This window comes from Synechococcus sp. UW86 (assembly GCF_900474085.1).
Classification (GTDB): Bacteria; Cyanobacteriota; Cyanobacteriia; order PCC-6307; family Cyanobiaceae; genus Parasynechococcus.
The window spans coordinates 464,043-480,134 of record NZ_UCNU01000017.1 but is presented as its reverse complement, the minus strand read 5'-3'; the positions used below and the strand labels follow the sequence as shown (position 1 = coordinate 480,134).

Sequence of the window (16,092 nt, the reverse complement as noted above, 5' to 3'; positions counted from 1 at the left end):
CACAAATACTTACGGTCAGCCCGCATGAGCGCCAACAACAAGGCGATCCGCAACATCGCGATCATCGCCCACGTTGACCACGGCAAGACGACTCTGGTCGATTCGCTGTTGGCGCAGTCAGGAATTTTCCGCGACAACGAGGCCGTCCCCACCTGTGTGATGGACTCCAACGACCTGGAGCGTGAGCGGGGCATCACGATCCTGTCGAAAAACACGGCTGTCACCTACAACGACACCCGGATCAACATCGTTGACACCCCTGGTCACGCCGATTTCGGTGGAGAAGTGGAGCGGGTGCTGGGCATGGTTGACGGTTGCCTACTGATCGTGGATGCCAACGAGGGGCCGATGCCCCAGACCCGTTTTGTGCTGAAGAAGGCCCTCGAGCAGGGCCTGCGTCCGATCGTGTTCGTCAACAAAATCGACCGTGCCCGGGTGGATCCCGAGACCGCCGTCGACAAGGTGCTCGACCTCTTCATCGAACTCGGCGCTGACGATGATCAGTGCGATTTCCCCTACCTGTTCGGCAGCGGTCTCGGAGGCTTCGCCAAGCCCGACATGAAGACCGACAGCGACAACATGCGTCCGCTGTTCGATGCCATCCTGCGTCACGTTCCGCCCCCGGTTGGTGATCCGGAGAAGCCCCTCCAGCTGCAAATCACCACCCTTGACTATTCCGACTTCCTCGGCCGGATCATCATTGGCCGCGTTCACAACGGAAAAATCAAACAGGGTCAGAACGCTGCGCTGATCAAGGACGACGGCAGCATCAAGAAGGGCCGCATCAGCAAGCTGCTGGGCTTCGAGGGGCTGCAGCGCGTCGAGATCGAAGAGGCGTCTGCCGGTGATCTGGTGGCTGTGGCTGGCTTTGACGACGTCAACATCGGCGAAACCATCGCCTGCCCCGATGAGCCCACCGCTCTGCCGCTGATCAAGGTGGATGAGCCCACCCTGCAGATGACCTTCGTCGTCAACGATTCACCCTTTGCGGGCAAGGAAGGCAAGTTCGTCACCAGCCGTCAGGTGCGTGACCGCCTGCAGCGTGAGTTGCTCACCAACGTTGCCCTGCGTGTGGAAGACACCGATTCACCGGACCGGTTTGCGGTGAGTGGTCGCGGTGAGCTGCACCTCGGCATCCTGATCGAGACCATGCGCCGTGAGGGCTATGAGTTCCAGGTGTCCCAGCCGCAGGTGATTTACCGCACCATCGATGGCACCCCATGCGAGCCGGTGGAAACCCTGGTGATGGATGTGCCTGAACCAGCGGTGGGCAGCTGCATCGAAAAACTGGGCACCCGCAAGGGCGAGATGCAGAACATGGAAACCAGCGCTGATGGCCGCACCCAGCTGGAGTTCATCGTTCCCTCCCGCGGTCTGATCGGTTTCCGCGGTGAATTCATCCGGGCCACCCGCGGCGAAGGAATCATGAGCCATTCCTTCTATGAATACCGGCCGATGATGGGTGAATTCGACACCCGCCGGAACGGTGTGCTGATCGCCTTCGAAGAAGGAACAGCAACGTTCTATGCCCTCAAGAACGCCGAGGATCGCGGCCAGTTCTTCATCAGCCCGGGCACCAAGGTATACAAGGGAATGATCATCGGGGAATACAACCGGCCTCAGGACCTCGAGATCAACGTCTGCAAGACCAAGCAGCTCACCAACATGCGTTCCGCGGGCGCTGAGGAACTGGACACGCTTCAAGCACCGGTGCAGATGACGCTGGAGCGAGCGCTGGAATACATCGGTCCCGATGAGATGCTCGAAGTCACGCCCGAGTCGATCCGTCTGCGCAAACTTCCCGGCAAGAAGCCGGCCAAGTCCAAGCGCTGATGCCTCAGGCGGACCCTCGCTTTCAGCAGGGTGTGGAGCTCTTCAATGCAGGTGAGTGGTACGCCGCTCATGATCTGTTTGAGGAGCTCTGGCATGAAACAGCTGATCCGGAACGGCGCAGCCTTCAGGGGATCCTGCAGGTGGCAGTAGCGCAGTTGCACCTGCAACGGGGCAACCGGCGCGGCGCCACGATTCTTTTCGGTGAAGCTCTGGGTCGTCTCAAACGTCCTGGAACCCCGGATCTTGGCTTGGATCTTGCGTCTCTGTGCCGTGTTGCGCAACAGCGGCTTGAGGCGCTTCAGCAGGATGGGGATCCCGAGTCATGCACTGTCCCCGTTCTTGAGTCCATGCGCTGAAGCGCCGGTAATCTCGACGAACTTGGGCAGGTGGTGTGGCAGTGAAAGCAATGCTCCGTTCTCGGGGGCTTCTTTTAGCTCTGCCCCTTCTGGCCGCCCTTTGGCCCCTGTTGTCGGCCCAGGCTCAGCAAACAGCTGACGCTGGCGTCATCACGATTGAGTCCGACCTGCAATCGGCCGACAACGGAACGGGTGTGATCACCGCCAGTGGCAACGTTCGCTTGGTGCACGCCGGTCGTGGTTTGGTGGCCACCAGCCGACAAGCCCAGTACTTCACGGAGGAAGACCGGATTGTGCTGAGTGGTGATGTTGATGTGATCCAGGCTGATGGCAACCAGCTCCGCGCTGATCGGTTTACTTATCTCCTGGATGAAGGTCGCGCGATTGCCAGCCCTGTTCCCGGCCAGCAGGTGTTCAGTCAGTGGTCGCTCACTCCCAGCCAACCCGTGCTCGACGTTCAGGCCGAGACCAACCCGGTGACTCCATGACCCTGGAACTGTCGAATGTCTCCATCACCCTTGGGGGCCGCCAGTTGGTGAAGGGCTTGGATCTGAAGCTTGCCCCCGGCGAGGTGGTCGGCCTGCTCGGTCCCAATGGAGCTGGAAAAACCACCACCTTCAATCTGGTGATCGGTTTGCTCTCCCCTGATCAGGGCGAGGTGACGGTGAACGGTGAGCGGGTCACCCATCTGCCCATGCCGGAGCGAGCCCGGCTTGGTGTGGGTTACCTGCCCCAGGAAGCGAGTGTGTTTCGCAATCTCACGGTGCGTGAAAATCTGGATATCGCTCTTGAACAGACCGATCTCAGCTCAGAGCAGCGTCGGGATCGGCGCCAGCAGTTGATCGAGGACTTTCACCTCAGCGCGTTCATCAACCGTCTTGGTTTCCAACTCTCTGGGGGTGAACGTCGCCGTTGCGAAGTGGCCAGGGCACTGGCCTCGGGTGCCAATGGACCGACGTATCTGCTTTTGGATGAACCCTTTGCCGGCGTCGACCCCCTTGCGGTGGCGGATCTGCAGCTGCTGATCGAGGTGTTGCGCTCCCGGGGCATGGGGATTCTGATCACCGATCACAACGTGCGCGAAACCCTGGCCACCACTGATCGGGCTTACATCCTCAACGATGGTGCGGTGTTGGCCGCAGGACGTTCCGAGGAGGTGGCAGCTGATCCACAGGTGCGTCGTTATTACCTCGGGGAGGGATTCCAACTGTGATTTTGGATCGTCTCAAACGGGCCACCTGGATGCGGCTGGACCTTCTGGATCGTTGGTTGCTCAAGGAGCTTCTTGGTCCGCTTCTGTTCTTCATTGCCCTGTTCACCCTGTTGCTGCTGACGGGCGGCGTGATGTTTGAACTGGTGCGGCAAATGGTCGATAAGAACCTGCCGATCACAGTTGCAGCTCAGGTGCTCTTGTTCAGCATTCCGCGTTGGTTGGCCTTCTCTGTGCCGATTGGAACGCTGATGGCTTCGCTGTTTGTGTTCACCCGTCTTTCCGCAAACAACGAACTCACCGCCCTGCGCAGCCTCGGCATCACCACGAAGCGGATGATCAGTGCCGCTCTCGCCCTCTCGATGGCGATGACTCTGTTCAGCTTCGTCTTGAACGATGTGGTCGTGCCCCGCAGTGAGCGTTATGCAGAAGTCAGCTTAAAGCGGGGTTTGGGCCAAGCTGTAGCTAATAAAAATGGAGAAGACATTATTTACCCTCGATTTGGTAGGCGTACTGGAGTAGCTGGAAAGTCGGCAGACAGAGGCTTATTGCAACTGTTTTATTCACGGAAATTTCAGGATGGTGAAATGAAAGATGTAACGGTTCTTGACTTCTCTAGATCTGGAATTACTCAGATGTTGAGAGCTGATAGGGCTATTTGGAATGAACATCAGGCTGGTTGGTATTTCCTGGATGGACATATACTCACTTTGATGGCTAATGGAAGCTCTACCAAGGCCGATTTCAAACGTTATCTGTACCCTCTTGACTCAGCTCCTCAGCGCCTGGCAGGAATTGAAGAAGATGCGGTCAACATGACTGTTGCTGAAGCATTGCAGGCCGAGAGGCTCTACGAAGAGGCCGGCAGCATCAAGGAAGCCCGCAAAATCCGTGTGCGGATCCAGGAGAAGTTCACGGTTCCGATGGCCTGTCTGGTGTTTGGCTTGTTTGGAGCCACCCTCGGCGCTCAGCCCAGCTACCGAAGCAGCCGAAGCTTCTCGTTTGTGCTCACCCTCGGCATCATCGCTGTCTATTACGTGATTGGTTTCAGCTTCAGTTCCCTCGGGGTGAAGGGAACCCTGCCGCCGATCTTGGCGGCCTGGCTGCCTGTGATGTTGTTTCTTGGGGCGGGTGGTCTGTTGCTGAAACAGGCCAGTCGCTGATTGGCCGGGGCAGAATCGACGTGTCTTCAGGAAATGGTGTGCTGAACACGCCCTTTGAGCTCGTCACCAGTCTTGGTTTCGCTGGCTTTGTGTTGCTGCTGCTGGCCATGCCCCTGGCTTTCTGGGCGGTGTCCAGCCAGTCCCGGGCTGTCTTGGTGCGGCTGCTGGTGGCCGTCGCCAACCTTCTGTTCACGGCTCAGCTGATTTTGCGTTGGTGGCAATCCGGCCACTTCCCGATCAGCAACCTTTACGAATCCCTGTGCTTTCTCGCCTGGGCTTGCACCCTCACCCAGCTGCTGGTGGAACGGGCCTGGCCTTCTCCCATCGTTGCGGCTGCTGCCACCCCCATGGGCCTTGGTTGCATTGCCTTCGCCAGCTTTGCCTTGCCCGATCAATTGCAGTCAGCGGCTCCTCTGGTTCCCGCCCTGCGCTCAAGCTGGTTGGTCATGCATGTGAGCGTGATCATGGTGAGTTACGCCGCACTGCTGGTGGGATCCCTGCTCTCCCTGGCGGTGTTGGTCACCGATCGCGACCAATCCCTTGAACTCAGGAGTAGTTCCATTGGCAGTGGTGGATTTCGTCAGGCGGCCTCAATCGCGAATGGTGGTTCTGTTCAGCTGCAATCGGTTCAGCTGAGCACCAATGAGCAACTCGACAGCCTCAGTTATCGCACCATCACGGTTGGGTTCTTGATGCTTACGGTGGGCATCGTGAGTGGTGCTGTTTGGGCGAATGAAGCATGGGGCAGCTACTGGAGCTGGGATCCCAAGGAAACCTGGGCCTTGATCTGCTGGCTGGTGTATGCCGCTTATCTGCACACCCGCCTCAGTCGAGGTTGGCAGGGCCGACGCCCAGCTCTTGTGGCTGTGGTTGGCCTTGTGGTGATCGCTGTTTGTTACATCGGGGTGAATCTGCTGGGCATTGGTTTGCACAGCTACGGCTGGTTTTTCTGAACTCCAGTGATCAAAGAGAAATGTTCTCAAGCCACAACTTTCACCCTCGGATGAGGGATTCATCTCCCTGTCCAGATCCCCTATCTCAGGGATCTTTCAATATGGACAGCATCGTGTGGATGTGTGCCTCGTAGGGCAGTTTGCGCAACGAGGGGATTCAAGGCCCAGTAGCAACGAATAAATCAGCGCCTGCAGGGGGCATTCCTCACTGAGACGCTCGATGCCGGATCGTTTGTTGGGAGGTTTCACTCTCTTCTGCTTCAGAGCGCAGATAACGCTTCCGCTGCGCCGATTCCAGGCCAGACAGCAAGACAGCGCGTCTTGAAGGTGCGACCCGCTGAGGCCGATCAAGACCCCGAAGCAGTGGATGGATGCCTCGTCTGTTCATGCTGTTCTCCCGGTTATGCGTGAATCTCGCGCCGTGACCTGTGGTCCATCGCGTGATTGAATAATTCCATGATCTTCAGTCTTGTTTTGTGATCCACGTCACTGATTGGCGTGCTGCCCTTCCAAGTTGTTGTTGGCTTCTCAGGACATGCATCAAGCCAACGGGCAAAAAGGAAGGCCACCCCTGCAAAGGGATGGCCTAAACCTTGTTGGCGTTCTTTGAAGCTGAACGAAGCGTCTGGCTGTATGGCTTGTCAGACCAGTCAGGCAGCTTCTAGATCTTGCTCAGTTGGACCGTCGTCACGCATTGGACGCCTCCGACTTCGACTCTCCCAGTCTCCTCCAGAGGAACTACTTTCATCATCCGTATTTCAACTCAGCGGCAGGGAAGAGAGCCTGGACCTGACCGATGCGCAAAGTCAACGGAACTATTGAGCAAGATATTGAAGGACTGCACCGATATTCATGCTCCCTTTGAGATATCCGGCAATAGCCAATGCGATCACACCAGCATTCAGCGCCAGGAAGGCGCCAACCAATTTGACGTCATCATTCATCCATTGATTATCGGAGGCCTGTTCGCATCACTGTGGCCTCCAAATCTTTGGAGATGATAAAACTGTTCAAGCGTTGGGTTCTTGCTTGAAGTGCTCATAAAAAAAGCCCGGCATCGGCTGCCGGGCTTGTGGTGTTCAGCTGATGGTCTCCTGATCAGGCAAGAACAGCTTCCTTGCTGCTGCTGTTGCGGATTCCCTTGATCGCTTCGGCGTAATCGGGCTGGTTGAACACACCGGAGCCGGACACAATCGCGTTGGCACCTGCTTCGATCACCTTCCAGGCATTGCCTGCTTTGATGCCGCCATCCACTTCGATCCAGGGATCGAGACCCTTTTCGTCGCACATGCGGCGCAGGTCGCGAATTTTCTGAACCTGGTTTTCGATGAAGCTCTGGCCCCCGAAACCGGGGTTCACGCTCATTATCAGCACCAGATCGCAGAGCTCGAGGCAGTACTCGAGGGTGTCGATCGGTGTTGATGGGTTCAGGACTGCACCTGCTTTTTTGCCCAGGTCCTTGATCTGAGCGAGGTTGCGGTGCAGATGAGGGCAGGCTTCAACCTGCACGGAAATGATGTCGGCACCGGCTTTGGCGAAGTCGGGGACGTACTTCTCCGGCTCAACGATCATCAGGTGAACGTCCAGGGGCTTCTGGGTCACCGGCCGCAGCGCCTCAACAATCAGCGGTCCAATGGTGATGTTCGGAACAAAGCGGCCGTCCATCACATCCACATGGATCCAATCCGCACCGGCTTCGTCCACGGCTTTCACTTCTTCGCCGAGGCGTGCGAAGTCAGCCGACAGGATTGACGGCGAGATCACCAGGGGCTTGGTGCTCATTGATGAGGAGCGCGAAGTGCCGGGAGATTTTAGGGACTCCTGCAACCACTGATACAGTGAGCCGCGCTCAGACGTCGAGATCCACTGCGGCGACGGCCAACTGCCCGTCCAGGAGATCTCGCCAACCCGTCCCACCTCATCCGGAGTCCCGTGGATCAGACCCTCATTCAGGAAATTCTCGAGATCGTCGAGCAGGCCGCCATCGCTTCCGCCTCGCTCTCCGGCAAAGGCCTGAAGGATGAAGCCGATGCATTGGCCGTTGATGCCATGCGCAAGCGCATGAATCAGATCCAGATGCAGGGCCGCATCGTGATCGGAGAGGGGGAACGTGATGAAGCCCCAATGCTCTACATCGGAGAAGAGGTCGGCACCGGCACCGGCCCCGGCGTTGACTTTGCTGTTGACCCTTGCGAAGGCACCAACCTCTGCGCCTTCAACCAGCGCGGCTCCATGGCTGTTCTCGCCGCTTCCGACCGTGGCGGTCTGTTCAATGCCCCCGACTTCTATATGAAGAAGCTGGCTGCTCCTCCGGCAGCCAAGGGCAAGGTGGACATCCGCAAATCAGCCACTGAAAACATCAAGATCCTCAGCGAGTGCCTGGGTCTCCCCGTCGACGAGCTGAACATCGTGGTGATGGACCGCGCCCGTCACAAGGACCTGATCGCTGAGATCCGTGCCACCGGCGCTCGCATCCAGCCCATCTCTGATGGAGACGTTCAGGCCGCCATCGCCTGCGGTTTCGCTGGTACCGGAACCCACTGCCTGATGGGCATCGGTGCTGCCCCTGAAGGTGTGATCTCCGCCGCTGCCATGCGCGCTCTTGGTGGTCACTTCCAGGGCCAACTGGTGTATGACCCTGCGATTGCTCAGACCTCCGAGTGGGCTGACATGACCAAAGAGGGCAACCTGGCGCGTCTCGCTGAGATGGGCATCGCCGATCCCGACAAGGTCTATGAAGCTGAGGAGCTGGCCTGCGGTGAGCATGTTTGTTTCGCTGGCAGCGGCATCACGGATGGTCTGCTCTTCGATGGCGTTAAGTTCGAAAAGGACTGCACCCGCACAAGCAGCCTGGTGATCAGCAACCTGGACAACACCTGCCGCTTCACCAACACCGTGCACATCAAAGACGGCGCCCAGAGCATCGCTCTGAGCTGATCGTCATCAACTGGTTGAGAGGAACGTCTTCATGCATATCTCCGTCGTCGGCCTCAGTCATCGGACGGCACCGGTGGAGATCCGGGAACGGCTCAGCATCCCTGAGCAGACCATGGAGACGTCCCTTCAATCCCTGCGCGGCAATGAGCAGGTGCTCGAGGCATCGATCCTCAGCACCTGCAACCGCCTTGAGATTTACACCCTGGTCCGCAATCCGGACCTCGGCGTGTCTGCTGTCAGCGACTTCCTCAGCAGTCACTCCGGTCTTGAGACAGGGGAGCTGACGCCCCACCTGTTCAGTTACCACCACGAAGACGCTGTCGACCACCTGATGCGGGTGGCAGCTGGTCTCGACAGCCTTGTGCTGGGGGAAGGTCAAATCCTCTCCCAGGTGAAAAAAATGATGCGGCTCGGCCAGGAGCACAAATCCCTGGGTCCGATCCTGAACCGCTTGCTCACCCAGGCTGTTTCCACCGGCAAACGGGTGCGCAGTGAAACCAACCTCGGAACGGGGGCTGTTTCGATCAGCTCAGCTGCCGTTGAGCTCGCCCAGCTCAAGCTCGGTCAATCCCGAGGTCTGGATCAACTGGTCACCCTGGAAAGCGAGCAGATCGCCGTTGTTGGTGCAGGGCGCATGAGCCGTCTTTTGCTCCAGCACCTTCAGGCCAAAGGTGCCTCGGGTGTTGTTCTGCTCAACCGCACCGTTGAACGGGCCGAGCAGCTGTCGGCTGATTTCCCTGATCTTCCTATTCAGTGCAGGCCGCTTACGGATCTGGATCAGTACCTGAGCACCTGCTCGCTGATGTTCACCAGCACCGCCGCCGATGATCCGATCATTGATGCCGCACGTCTGGCTCCTCTGAACCGGCGCAGCCAGTTGCGCTTGATTGATATCGGTGTGCCGCGCAACATTGCTGCGGATGCTGCCGATGTGGACGGCGTTGAATCCCACGATGTGGACGACCTGCAAGAGGTCGTTGCCCGTAACCAGGAAGCCCGTCAGGCCATGGCCCGCGAGGCTGAGCAGTTGCTTCAGCAAGAAGCGCAGCAGTTCCTCGAGTGGTGGGACAGCCTTGAGGCTGTGCCGACCATCAACCAGCTGCGCTCTTCGATGGAGTCAATCCGTTCGGAGGAACTCCAGAAAGCCCTCAGCCGAATGGGCCCTGATTTCTCAGCCCGGGAACGCAAGGTTGTCGAAGCGTTGAGCAAAGGAATTATCAACAAAATCCTCCACACGCCGGTGACCCAGCTGCGGGCTCCCCAGACCCGTCAGGATCGCCAACAGGCCCTCCGAATTGTCGAACGACTGTTCGATTTGGAAGCTTCTTGAGCTCTCGAGCGATTCAGTCGCGATCTGAATCCCAGTAATCTCGACTGATTCTTCCCAAAGACGGTTGCGAAGCCAAAAACTCCGGTAAGTTCTTGCGGCAACGCCGATTTGGGACAGCGGCATGAAGCGGGTCTTGGCCATCATTCTGGGCGGCGGTGCAGGCACACGCCTGTATCCGCTCACAAAAATGCGCGCCAAGCCGGCCGTCCCTCTGGCAGGCAAATATCGACTGATTGATATTCCGATTAGCAACTGCATCAACTCCGACATCAACAAGATGTACGTGATGACGCAGTTCAACAGTGCGTCACTGAACCGTCACCTCAGTCAGACCTACAACCTCAGTAATTCCTTTGGTGGCGGTTTTGTTGAGGTGCTCGCAGCTCAGCAAACCCCCGACAGTCCAACTTGGTTTGAAGGTACTGCAGACGCTGTACGCAAATACCAGTGGTTGTTCCAGGAATGGGATGTTGATGAATACCTGATCCTTTCCGGCGACCAGCTCTACCGGATGGATTACAGCCTCTTCATCGAGCACCACCGCCGCTCAGGTGCTGATCTCACCGTCGCTGCCCTTCCCGTTGATCCCAACCAGGCAGAGGCCTTCGGTCTGATGCGGACCGATGAAAACGGCTCGATCAAGGAGTTCCGCGAGAAGCCCAAGGGTGATTCGCTGCTGGAGATGGCTGTCGACACCTCTCGCTTCGGCCTCAGTGCCGATTCAGCCAAGGAAAGGCCCTATCTGGCCTCGATGGGCATTTACGTCTTCAGCCGTCAGACCCTCTTTGATCTGCTCGACAAGCATCCCGGGCACAAGGATTTCGGCAAGGAGATCATTCCCGAGGCTCTCGCGCGGGGCGACAAGCTTCAGAGCTATGTGTTCGACGACTACTGGGAAGACATCGGCACCATCGGTGCGTTCTATGAAGCCAACCTCGCCCTGACCCAACAACCCACGCCCCCCTTCAGCTTCTACGACGAGAAATTCCCCATCTACACCCGTCCTCGCTATCTGCCGCCCAGCAAGCTGGTTGACGCCCAGATCACCAACTCGATTGTTGGCGAAGGCTCGATCCTGAAGTCCTGCAGCATCCACCACTGTGTTCTCGGGGTGCGCAGTCGAATTGAAAGTGACTGCGTGCTTCAGGACACGCTGGTGATGGGGGCCGACTTCTTCGAATCTCCAGACGAACGCGCTGTCTTGAAAGAGCGCGGAGGCATTCCTCTTGGCGTCGGCAAGGGCACCACAGTCAAACGCGCCATCCTCGACAAGAACACCCGCATTGGTTCGGGTGTCTCGATCATCAACAAGGACAACGTGGAAGAAGCCGACCGTTCCGATCAGGGCTTCTACATCCGCAACGGCATTGTGGTGGTTCAGAAAAACGCCACCATCGCTGATGGAACGGTGATCTGAGGGCAGCATCCGTTTTCAGGAATGCGCCGGCGTCTTTCTGCCGATGGCTCATTCCTGACATTTATTGGTTGATTTGCAGTCGAGACCAGGCGAGATCAACACACTGAGATCAGTCCTCAGTGGTCCTGCCGGCCATGTCCAAGTCTCACTTCGGCCTAATCGGTCTTGGCGTGATGGGCGAGAACCTCGTCCTGAATGCGGAACGCAACGGTTTTTCCAGTGTTGTCTACAACCGCACCTACGCCAAAACCGAAGACTTCCTCCAGGGGCGTGGCAAGGACAAGAACATTCAGGGCGCCACTGACCTCGAAGATTTCGTTGGCAAGTTGGAACGGCCCCGCCGGATTTTGATGATGGTGAAGGCGGGGCCCGCCGTCGATGCCGTTGTTGATCAGCTCTCCCCCTATCTCGAAGAAGGCGATCTGCTGATTGATGGAGGCAACTCCGACTACCACGACACCGAACGTCGGGTGAAGCAACTCGAGAGCAAGAGCTTCGGTTTCATCGGTATGGGTGTGTCCGGTGGCGCCAAAGGTGCCCTGGAGGGGCCGAGCATGATGCCCGGAGGAACCAAGACCTCCTACGAGGCCATCGAGGGCCTTGTGAACAAGATGGCGGCTCAGGTCGAAGACGGACCTTGCGTGACCTACATCGGTCCCGGCGGGTCAGGACACCTGGTGAAGACCGTCCACAACGGGATCGAATACGGCATTGAGCAGATCCTTGCCGAGGGCTACGACCTGATGAAGCGGGTCAAAGGAATGACCGGTGTGCAGATGGCCGACGTTCTCGGTCAATGGAACGCCACAGAAGAGTTGTCGTCGTATCTGGTGGAAATCACCGAGGTGTGTCTCCGCACCAAGGATCCCGTTGATGGCACTGATCTGGTGGAAAAAATCACCGATCAGGCTGGTCAGAAGGGCACGGGCCTCTGGACCGTGGTGACAGCGCTGCAGATGGGTGCCTCTGTTCCCACCATCTATGCCTCTCTCAATGCAAGGGTGATGAGCTCGATGAAGCCCCAACGCGTGGCGGCCGAATCGATCCTCAAAGGACCAACCATCAAGGACTTTGACCTGGGAACGCCTGACGATGCCATGGCTCCGCTGATGGATGCCACGGTGCTGAGCTGCATCGCCAGTTATGCCCAGGGCATGGAGCTTCTGCGTATCGCCTCCCAGGACCTCGACTATGAACTCCACATGCCGTCGATCGCTCAGATCTGGAAGGGTGGCTGCATCATTCGGGCCCGTCTGCTGAAGCGCATTCAGGATGCTTTTCACGCTGATCCCCAGCTGCCCAACCTGATGGTTGATCCCTGGTTCGCTGAACAGATCAACCGACGGCTTCCCGGACTGGCTCAAGTGGTGGCCGGTGCCGCCGAGGCCGGTATTCCCGTTCCCTGCTTCAGCAGCACCCTCGACTACATCAACAGCTACCGCTCCGGTCGCCTTCCTCAGAACCTGGTTCAGGCGATGCGCGATTGCTTCGGCTCCCACACCTACCAAAGGGTCGACAAGGAGGGCACGTTCCACACCGAATGGCTCAGCTGAGTGGTTGAGCGATGACCAACTACCGTATCGAGCGGGCCAAGGATCCTCAGGACCTCGCCCGTCAGGCCTGTGAAACTGTTGCTGCCCAAATTGATCTGGCCTTGGATCAACGGGACCGCTGCCAGATCGCTCTCTCCGGTGGGAGCACCCCCGCCAGTGCCTACTCCCTGCTCGGTCAGGAACGGTTGCCCTGGGACCGGGTGGACGTTGTGCTGGGTGACGAGCGCTGGGTGGCTGCCGACGATGCGTCCAGCAACGCCGGCATGCTGCGCCGCACCCTTCTCGCACCCGGGCCTGGAGCTTCAGCTGCTTTTCATCCTGTTCCCACCGTGGAACTGGAGAGCCCTGAGGCCAGTGCCCAGGCTTTTGCTGACCAGCTTTCTCAGCTGTGCTCAGGAGCCCCACCGGTGTTCGACGTGATGCTGCTGGGCCTGGGGGATGACGGCCACACCGCATCCCTGTTCCCCGGCACCGAGGCTCCAGCGGTGCTGGATCGCTGGACGACCATCGGGCGCGGCAAGGGGTTGGATCGCATCACCATGACGGCTCCTGTGCTTAGTGCCGCCCGTCAGGTGATCTTCCTCGTCAGTGGTGCCGGTAAACGGGAGGCCCTCCGTCGACTGGTCGATCCCTCCGAATCCTCCGATCGCACTCCCGCTCGGCTGGTTCAACCTGCTAGTCATGTGCTGATCCTTGCTGATCAGGATGCAGCCGCCGGCCTCTGAACAGATCCTTTTCCAGGGCAGCAACTTTGCTGACTGGGCCAGCCTGAACGACACGATCATGGGCGGCCGATCCCGTGCCGGTTGCCGCGTGACCCCCGACGGACTCGTGCTGGACGGGGAGCTGGTGGAAACCGGCGGTGGTTTCGTGAGCTGCCGCTCCCCTCGCCTGCAGCCCCCGCTCGATCTGTCCCCTTATTCAGCACTTCAGCTGGATGTTGAGGGTGAGGGACGCACCCTGAAGATTGCCCTTGGTTGCCGGGATGGAGCCATGGGACTCACGGAACTGATTCCCGGTGGTCTCCGCTGGGTGGTGGATGTTGCGACCAAACCGTCCGGTTTGACCCCTGTTGTGGTGCCATTCGCCGACCTCAGACCCACGGTGCGTGCCAAGCCCGTTGGCTTACCGCTGCGCTTCGATCCCAGTGGCATCACCCGCATTCAGGTGTTGCACTCGAAATTCGGCGATGCTGGGGATCTCAATCCGGGGTTTCGCGCTGGCTCCATCCGGGTGCTGATCCGTTCAATCCGCGCCTTGCCCTGAGTCCATGGACCTTCTGGTGTTGATTGCCAAGGCGGCTGACGTTTGCCTCAAGCCCTGGAGCCATGCTGTTGTTCTGATCGATCCTTCGGCTCCAGAACAAATCGACGATCTGCACGTGCGGATTGAATGCCGTGATGGCGACGGCCAGCGTTGCTCTGATCAGGATCTTGAACTGGAGATCTATCGGAGTGGCGACGAGATCAATCTGATGCTGAGCTGGTGGGACCAACCGGAACGTCCGATGCTCTGGCACGGGCGCCATCCGGTCTGGATGGATGGCGCATCTGGGCAGCGCTGTGCTGCACCGCAGGATGCCGCCCCGCTTGAAGCATTGGGTCGGCGCCTACGGGCTCTGGTGCAACCGGCTGTTTGATCGCGCCGAATTCAATCGGCGTGGTCGGTGGTCGCACCCCGGCTTGAGCTGGAGACGAGCCGCGCGTACTTGCCGAGAATTCCTTTGCGGTAACGGGGTTCCGGCTTGCTCCATCCCGCCCGGCGGCGATCCAGTTCCGCGTCATCCACGTTGAGTTGGAGCAGCAGCTGATCAGCATCAACCGTGATGCTGTCGCCTTCTTGAACCAGCCCGATCGTTCCACCAACGGCGGCTTCAGGAGCCACGTGACCCACCACCAGGCCATAGGTGCCGCCGCTGAAGCGGCCATCGGTGATCAGGGCGACCTTGTCCCCAAGGCCCTGACCAACGATCGCTGAGGTGGGAGCCAGCATCTCCCGCATGCCCGGTCCCCCGACGGGACCCTCGTTGCGGACCACCACCACATCCCCGGCCTGGATCTTTTTGTCGAGGATGGCGGCAAGGCAGTCTTCCTCGCTTTCAAACACCCGCGCCGGGCCGGTGAGAACAGGTGTCTTCACACCGCTGATCTTGGCCACGCTTCCCTCGCTGGCGAGGTTGCCCTTGAGGATGGCGAGGTGCCCTTTGGCGTAAAGCGGATTGCTCAGGGGGCGGATCACGTCTTGCCCTGAGTGCGGCTCCGAGGGCACATCGGCGAGCAACTCCTTCAGGCTTTTGCCCTCCACCGTTCGGCAGTCGCCGTGCAGCAAGCCTGCATCCAGCAGCAGCTTCATCACCTGGGGAATGCCGCCGGCGTTGTGCAGATCAACGGTCACGTAGCGGCCGCTGGGCTTGAGATCACAGATCACCGGCACCCGCTGACGAATCCGTTCGAAGTCATCGATGCTCAGGTCAACGCCGGCGGTGCGGGCAATGGCCAGCAGGTGCAGCACCGCATTGGTGGAGCCACCCACCGCCATGATCACGCTGATGGCGTTCTCAAAGGCTTCCTTGGTGAGCAGATCCAGGGGGCGGATGTTGGCTTTCACGGCCTCCACCAGCACTTCGGCGGAGCGAGCGGCACTGTCGGCCTTTTCCTCGTCCTCGGCAGCCATCGTGGAGCTGTAGGGGAGGCTGAGACCCATCGTTTCGATGGCGGCACTCATGGTGTTGGCGGTGAACATGCCGCCGCAACTGCCAGCCCCAGGGCAGGCATTTTTCTCAACTGCGGTGAGCTGCTCTTCGTCGATCTTGCCGCTGGTCAGTTGGCCGACCGCTTCAAAAGCGCTCACCACCGTGAGATCACAGCCGCCCAGCTTGCCCGGCTTGATCGTGCCGCCGTAGACGAACACCGAAGGGATGTTCATCCGTGCCATCGCGAGCATGGCACCGGGCATGTTCTTGTCGCAGCCACCAACGGCCAGCACCCCATCCATGCTCTGGCCATTGCAGGCCGTTTCGATGGCGTCAGCGATCACTTCACGGCTCACCAGGGAGTACTTCATCCCTTCGGTGCCCATGGAGATTCCATCACTCACGGTGATGGTTCCGAACATCTGTGGCATGCCTCCGGCCTGCCGGGCCGCTTCCTCAGCTCGTTTGGCCAGGTCGTTCAGCCCCACATTGCAGGGGGTGATGGTGCTGTAGCCGTTGGCGATGCCCAGGATGGGCTTGCCGAAATCGCTGTCTCCAAAGCCCACGGCCCGCAACATGGCGCGGTTGGGAGACCGCTGAATCCCCTTGGTGACGGCGTCGGAGCGAAGCATGGAACGGAGCGGACCA

General features: G+C 59.0%; 16 protein-coding genes. 13 read left to right on the top strand and 3 right to left on the bottom strand.

Annotation, left to right across the window (positions count from 1 at the left end; translation table 11 throughout):
- Positions 1–24: 24 nt before the first annotated feature.
- From typA to ccsB, 6 genes are all read left to right on the top strand, one after another.
- The gene (gene typA, locus DXY04_RS11110; RefSeq protein WP_114989070.1) at positions 25–1,833 is read left to right on the top strand and encodes a translational GTPase TypA; all 1,809 of its coding nucleotides are present in this window, start codon (positions 25–27) and stop codon (positions 1,831–1,833) included.
- Positions 1,833–2,189 carry a DUF309 domain-containing protein gene (locus tag DXY04_RS11105; RefSeq protein ID WP_115162106.1) on the top strand — a complete coding sequence of 119 codons (357 nt, stop codon included), beginning with the start codon at positions 1,833–1,835 and terminating at the stop codon, positions 2,187–2,189. The genes typA and DXY04_RS11105 overlap by 1 nt, the downstream gene beginning before the upstream one ends.
- Positions 2,190–2,299: 110 nt before the next feature.
- Positions 2,300–2,677 (top strand): LptA/OstA family protein, encoded by a 378-nt coding sequence (locus tag DXY04_RS11100; protein ID WP_370593127.1) that lies wholly within the window; start codon positions 2,300–2,302, stop codon positions 2,675–2,677.
- A complete protein-coding gene (gene lptB, locus DXY04_RS11095) occupies positions 2,674–3,402 on the top strand; it encodes an LPS export ABC transporter ATP-binding protein (RefSeq protein ID WP_115162104.1) in 729 nt (242 codons plus the stop codon). The genes DXY04_RS11100 and lptB overlap by 4 nt, the downstream gene beginning before the upstream one ends.
- Positions 3,402–4,562, top strand: a complete 1,161-nt coding sequence (locus DXY04_RS11090) for an LptF/LptG family permease (RefSeq protein WP_244278676.1) — start codon at positions 3,402–3,404, stop codon at positions 4,560–4,562. The genes lptB and DXY04_RS11090 overlap by 1 nt, the downstream gene beginning before the upstream one ends.
- Positions 4,563–4,600: 38 nt before the next feature.
- Positions 4,601–5,515, top strand: coding sequence for a c-type cytochrome biogenesis protein CcsB (gene ccsB / locus DXY04_RS11085; RefSeq protein ID WP_115162102.1), 915 nt, complete (start codon positions 4,601–4,603; stop codon positions 5,513–5,515).
- A gap of 815 nt (positions 5,516–6,330) precedes the next feature.
- Here ccsB and DXY04_RS12590 read toward each other — a convergent pair.
- Together DXY04_RS12590 and rpe are read right to left on the bottom strand one after the other, a co-directional pair.
- A complete protein-coding gene (locus tag DXY04_RS12590) occupies positions 6,331–6,459 on the bottom strand; it encodes a hypothetical protein (protein ID WP_256377352.1) in 129 nt (42 codons plus the stop codon).
- Positions 6,460–6,613: 154 nt separating this feature from the next.
- Positions 6,614–7,297: a ribulose-phosphate 3-epimerase gene (gene rpe / locus DXY04_RS11075; RefSeq protein ID WP_115008971.1), complete on the bottom strand. Its 684-nt coding sequence runs from the start codon at positions 7,295–7,297 to the stop codon at positions 6,614–6,616.
- A 150-nt stretch (positions 7,298–7,447) separates the two neighbouring features.
- Here rpe and glpX point away from each other — a divergent pair, with 150 nt between their 5' ends.
- From glpX to DXY04_RS11040, 7 genes are all read left to right on the top strand, one after another.
- Positions 7,448–8,452, top strand: a complete 1,005-nt coding sequence (glpX, locus tag DXY04_RS11070) for a class II fructose-bisphosphatase (RefSeq protein ID WP_006851350.1) — start codon at positions 7,448–7,450, stop codon at positions 8,450–8,452.
- Between the two features lie 31 nt (positions 8,453–8,483).
- Positions 8,484–9,782, top strand: a complete 1,299-nt coding sequence (locus DXY04_RS11065; RefSeq protein WP_115162100.1) for a glutamyl-tRNA reductase — start codon at positions 8,484–8,486, stop codon at positions 9,780–9,782.
- Between the two features lie 121 nt (positions 9,783–9,903).
- Positions 9,904–11,199, top strand: a complete 1,296-nt coding sequence (locus tag DXY04_RS11060) for a glucose-1-phosphate adenylyltransferase (RefSeq protein WP_115162099.1) — start codon at positions 9,904–9,906, stop codon at positions 11,197–11,199.
- 134 nt (positions 11,200–11,333) lie between these two features.
- Complete coding sequence (gndA, locus tag DXY04_RS11055) at positions 11,334–12,752, top strand: NADP-dependent phosphogluconate dehydrogenase (RefSeq protein WP_115008972.1); 1,419 nt, start codon at positions 11,334–11,336, stop codon at positions 12,750–12,752.
- 11 nt (positions 12,753–12,763) lie between these two features.
- The gene (pgl, locus tag DXY04_RS11050) at positions 12,764–13,477 is read left to right on the top strand and encodes a 6-phosphogluconolactonase (RefSeq protein ID WP_115162098.1); all 714 of its coding nucleotides are present in this window, start codon (positions 12,764–12,766) and stop codon (positions 13,475–13,477) included.
- A complete protein-coding gene (locus tag DXY04_RS11045; protein ID WP_115162097.1) occupies positions 13,458–14,018 on the top strand; it encodes a CIA30 family protein in 561 nt (186 codons plus the stop codon). Before pgl ends, DXY04_RS11045 begins: the two co-directional genes overlap by 20 nt.
- Positions 14,019–14,022: 4 nt before the next feature.
- On the top strand, positions 14,023–14,391 hold the full coding sequence (locus tag DXY04_RS11040) for a hypothetical protein (RefSeq protein WP_114989084.1): 369 nt from the start codon (positions 14,023–14,025) through the stop codon (positions 14,389–14,391).
- An 11-nt stretch (positions 14,392–14,402) separates the two neighbouring features.
- Here DXY04_RS11040 and ilvD read toward each other — a convergent pair whose 3' ends face one another.
- Entirely contained in the window at positions 14,403–16,076 is a 1,674-nt protein-coding gene (gene ilvD / locus DXY04_RS11035; RefSeq protein WP_115162096.1) for a dihydroxy-acid dehydratase, read from the bottom strand.
- Positions 16,077–16,092 lie beyond the last annotated feature (16 nt).

Coding starts and splice junctions, on each gene's coding strand:
- DXY04_RS11065 (WP_115162100.1), top strand. CDS start 8,484: ATGCATATCTCCGTCGTCGGCCTCAGTCATCGGACGGCACCGGTGGAG.
- DXY04_RS11045 (WP_115162097.1), top strand. CDS start 13,458: ATGCAGCCGCCGGCCTCTGAACAGATCCTTTTCCAGGGCAGCAACTTT.
- lptB (WP_115162104.1), top strand. CDS start 2,674: ATGACCCTGGAACTGTCGAATGTCTCCATCACCCTTGGGGGCCGCCAG.
- DXY04_RS12590 (WP_256377352.1), bottom strand. CDS start 6,459: ATGAATGATGACGTCAAATTGGTTGGCGCCTTCCTGGCGCTGAATGCT.
- DXY04_RS11040 (WP_114989084.1), top strand. CDS start 14,023: ATGGACCTTCTGGTGTTGATTGCCAAGGCGGCTGACGTTTGCCTCAAG.
- ilvD (WP_115162096.1), bottom strand. CDS start 16,076: ATGCTTCGCTCCGACGCCGTCACCAAGGGGATTCAGCGGTCTCCCAAC.
- DXY04_RS11105 (WP_115162106.1), top strand. CDS start 1,833: ATGCCTCAGGCGGACCCTCGCTTTCAGCAGGGTGTGGAGCTCTTCAAT.
- gndA (WP_115008972.1), top strand. CDS start 11,334: ATGTCCAAGTCTCACTTCGGCCTAATCGGTCTTGGCGTGATGGGCGAG.
- rpe (WP_115008971.1), bottom strand. CDS start 7,297: ATGAGCACCAAGCCCCTGGTGATCTCGCCGTCAATCCTGTCGGCTGAC.
- DXY04_RS11060 (WP_115162099.1), top strand. CDS start 9,904: ATGAAGCGGGTCTTGGCCATCATTCTGGGCGGCGGTGCAGGCACACGC.
- pgl (WP_115162098.1), top strand. CDS start 12,764: ATGACCAACTACCGTATCGAGCGGGCCAAGGATCCTCAGGACCTCGCC.
- typA (WP_114989070.1), top strand. CDS start 25: ATGAGCGCCAACAACAAGGCGATCCGCAACATCGCGATCATCGCCCAC.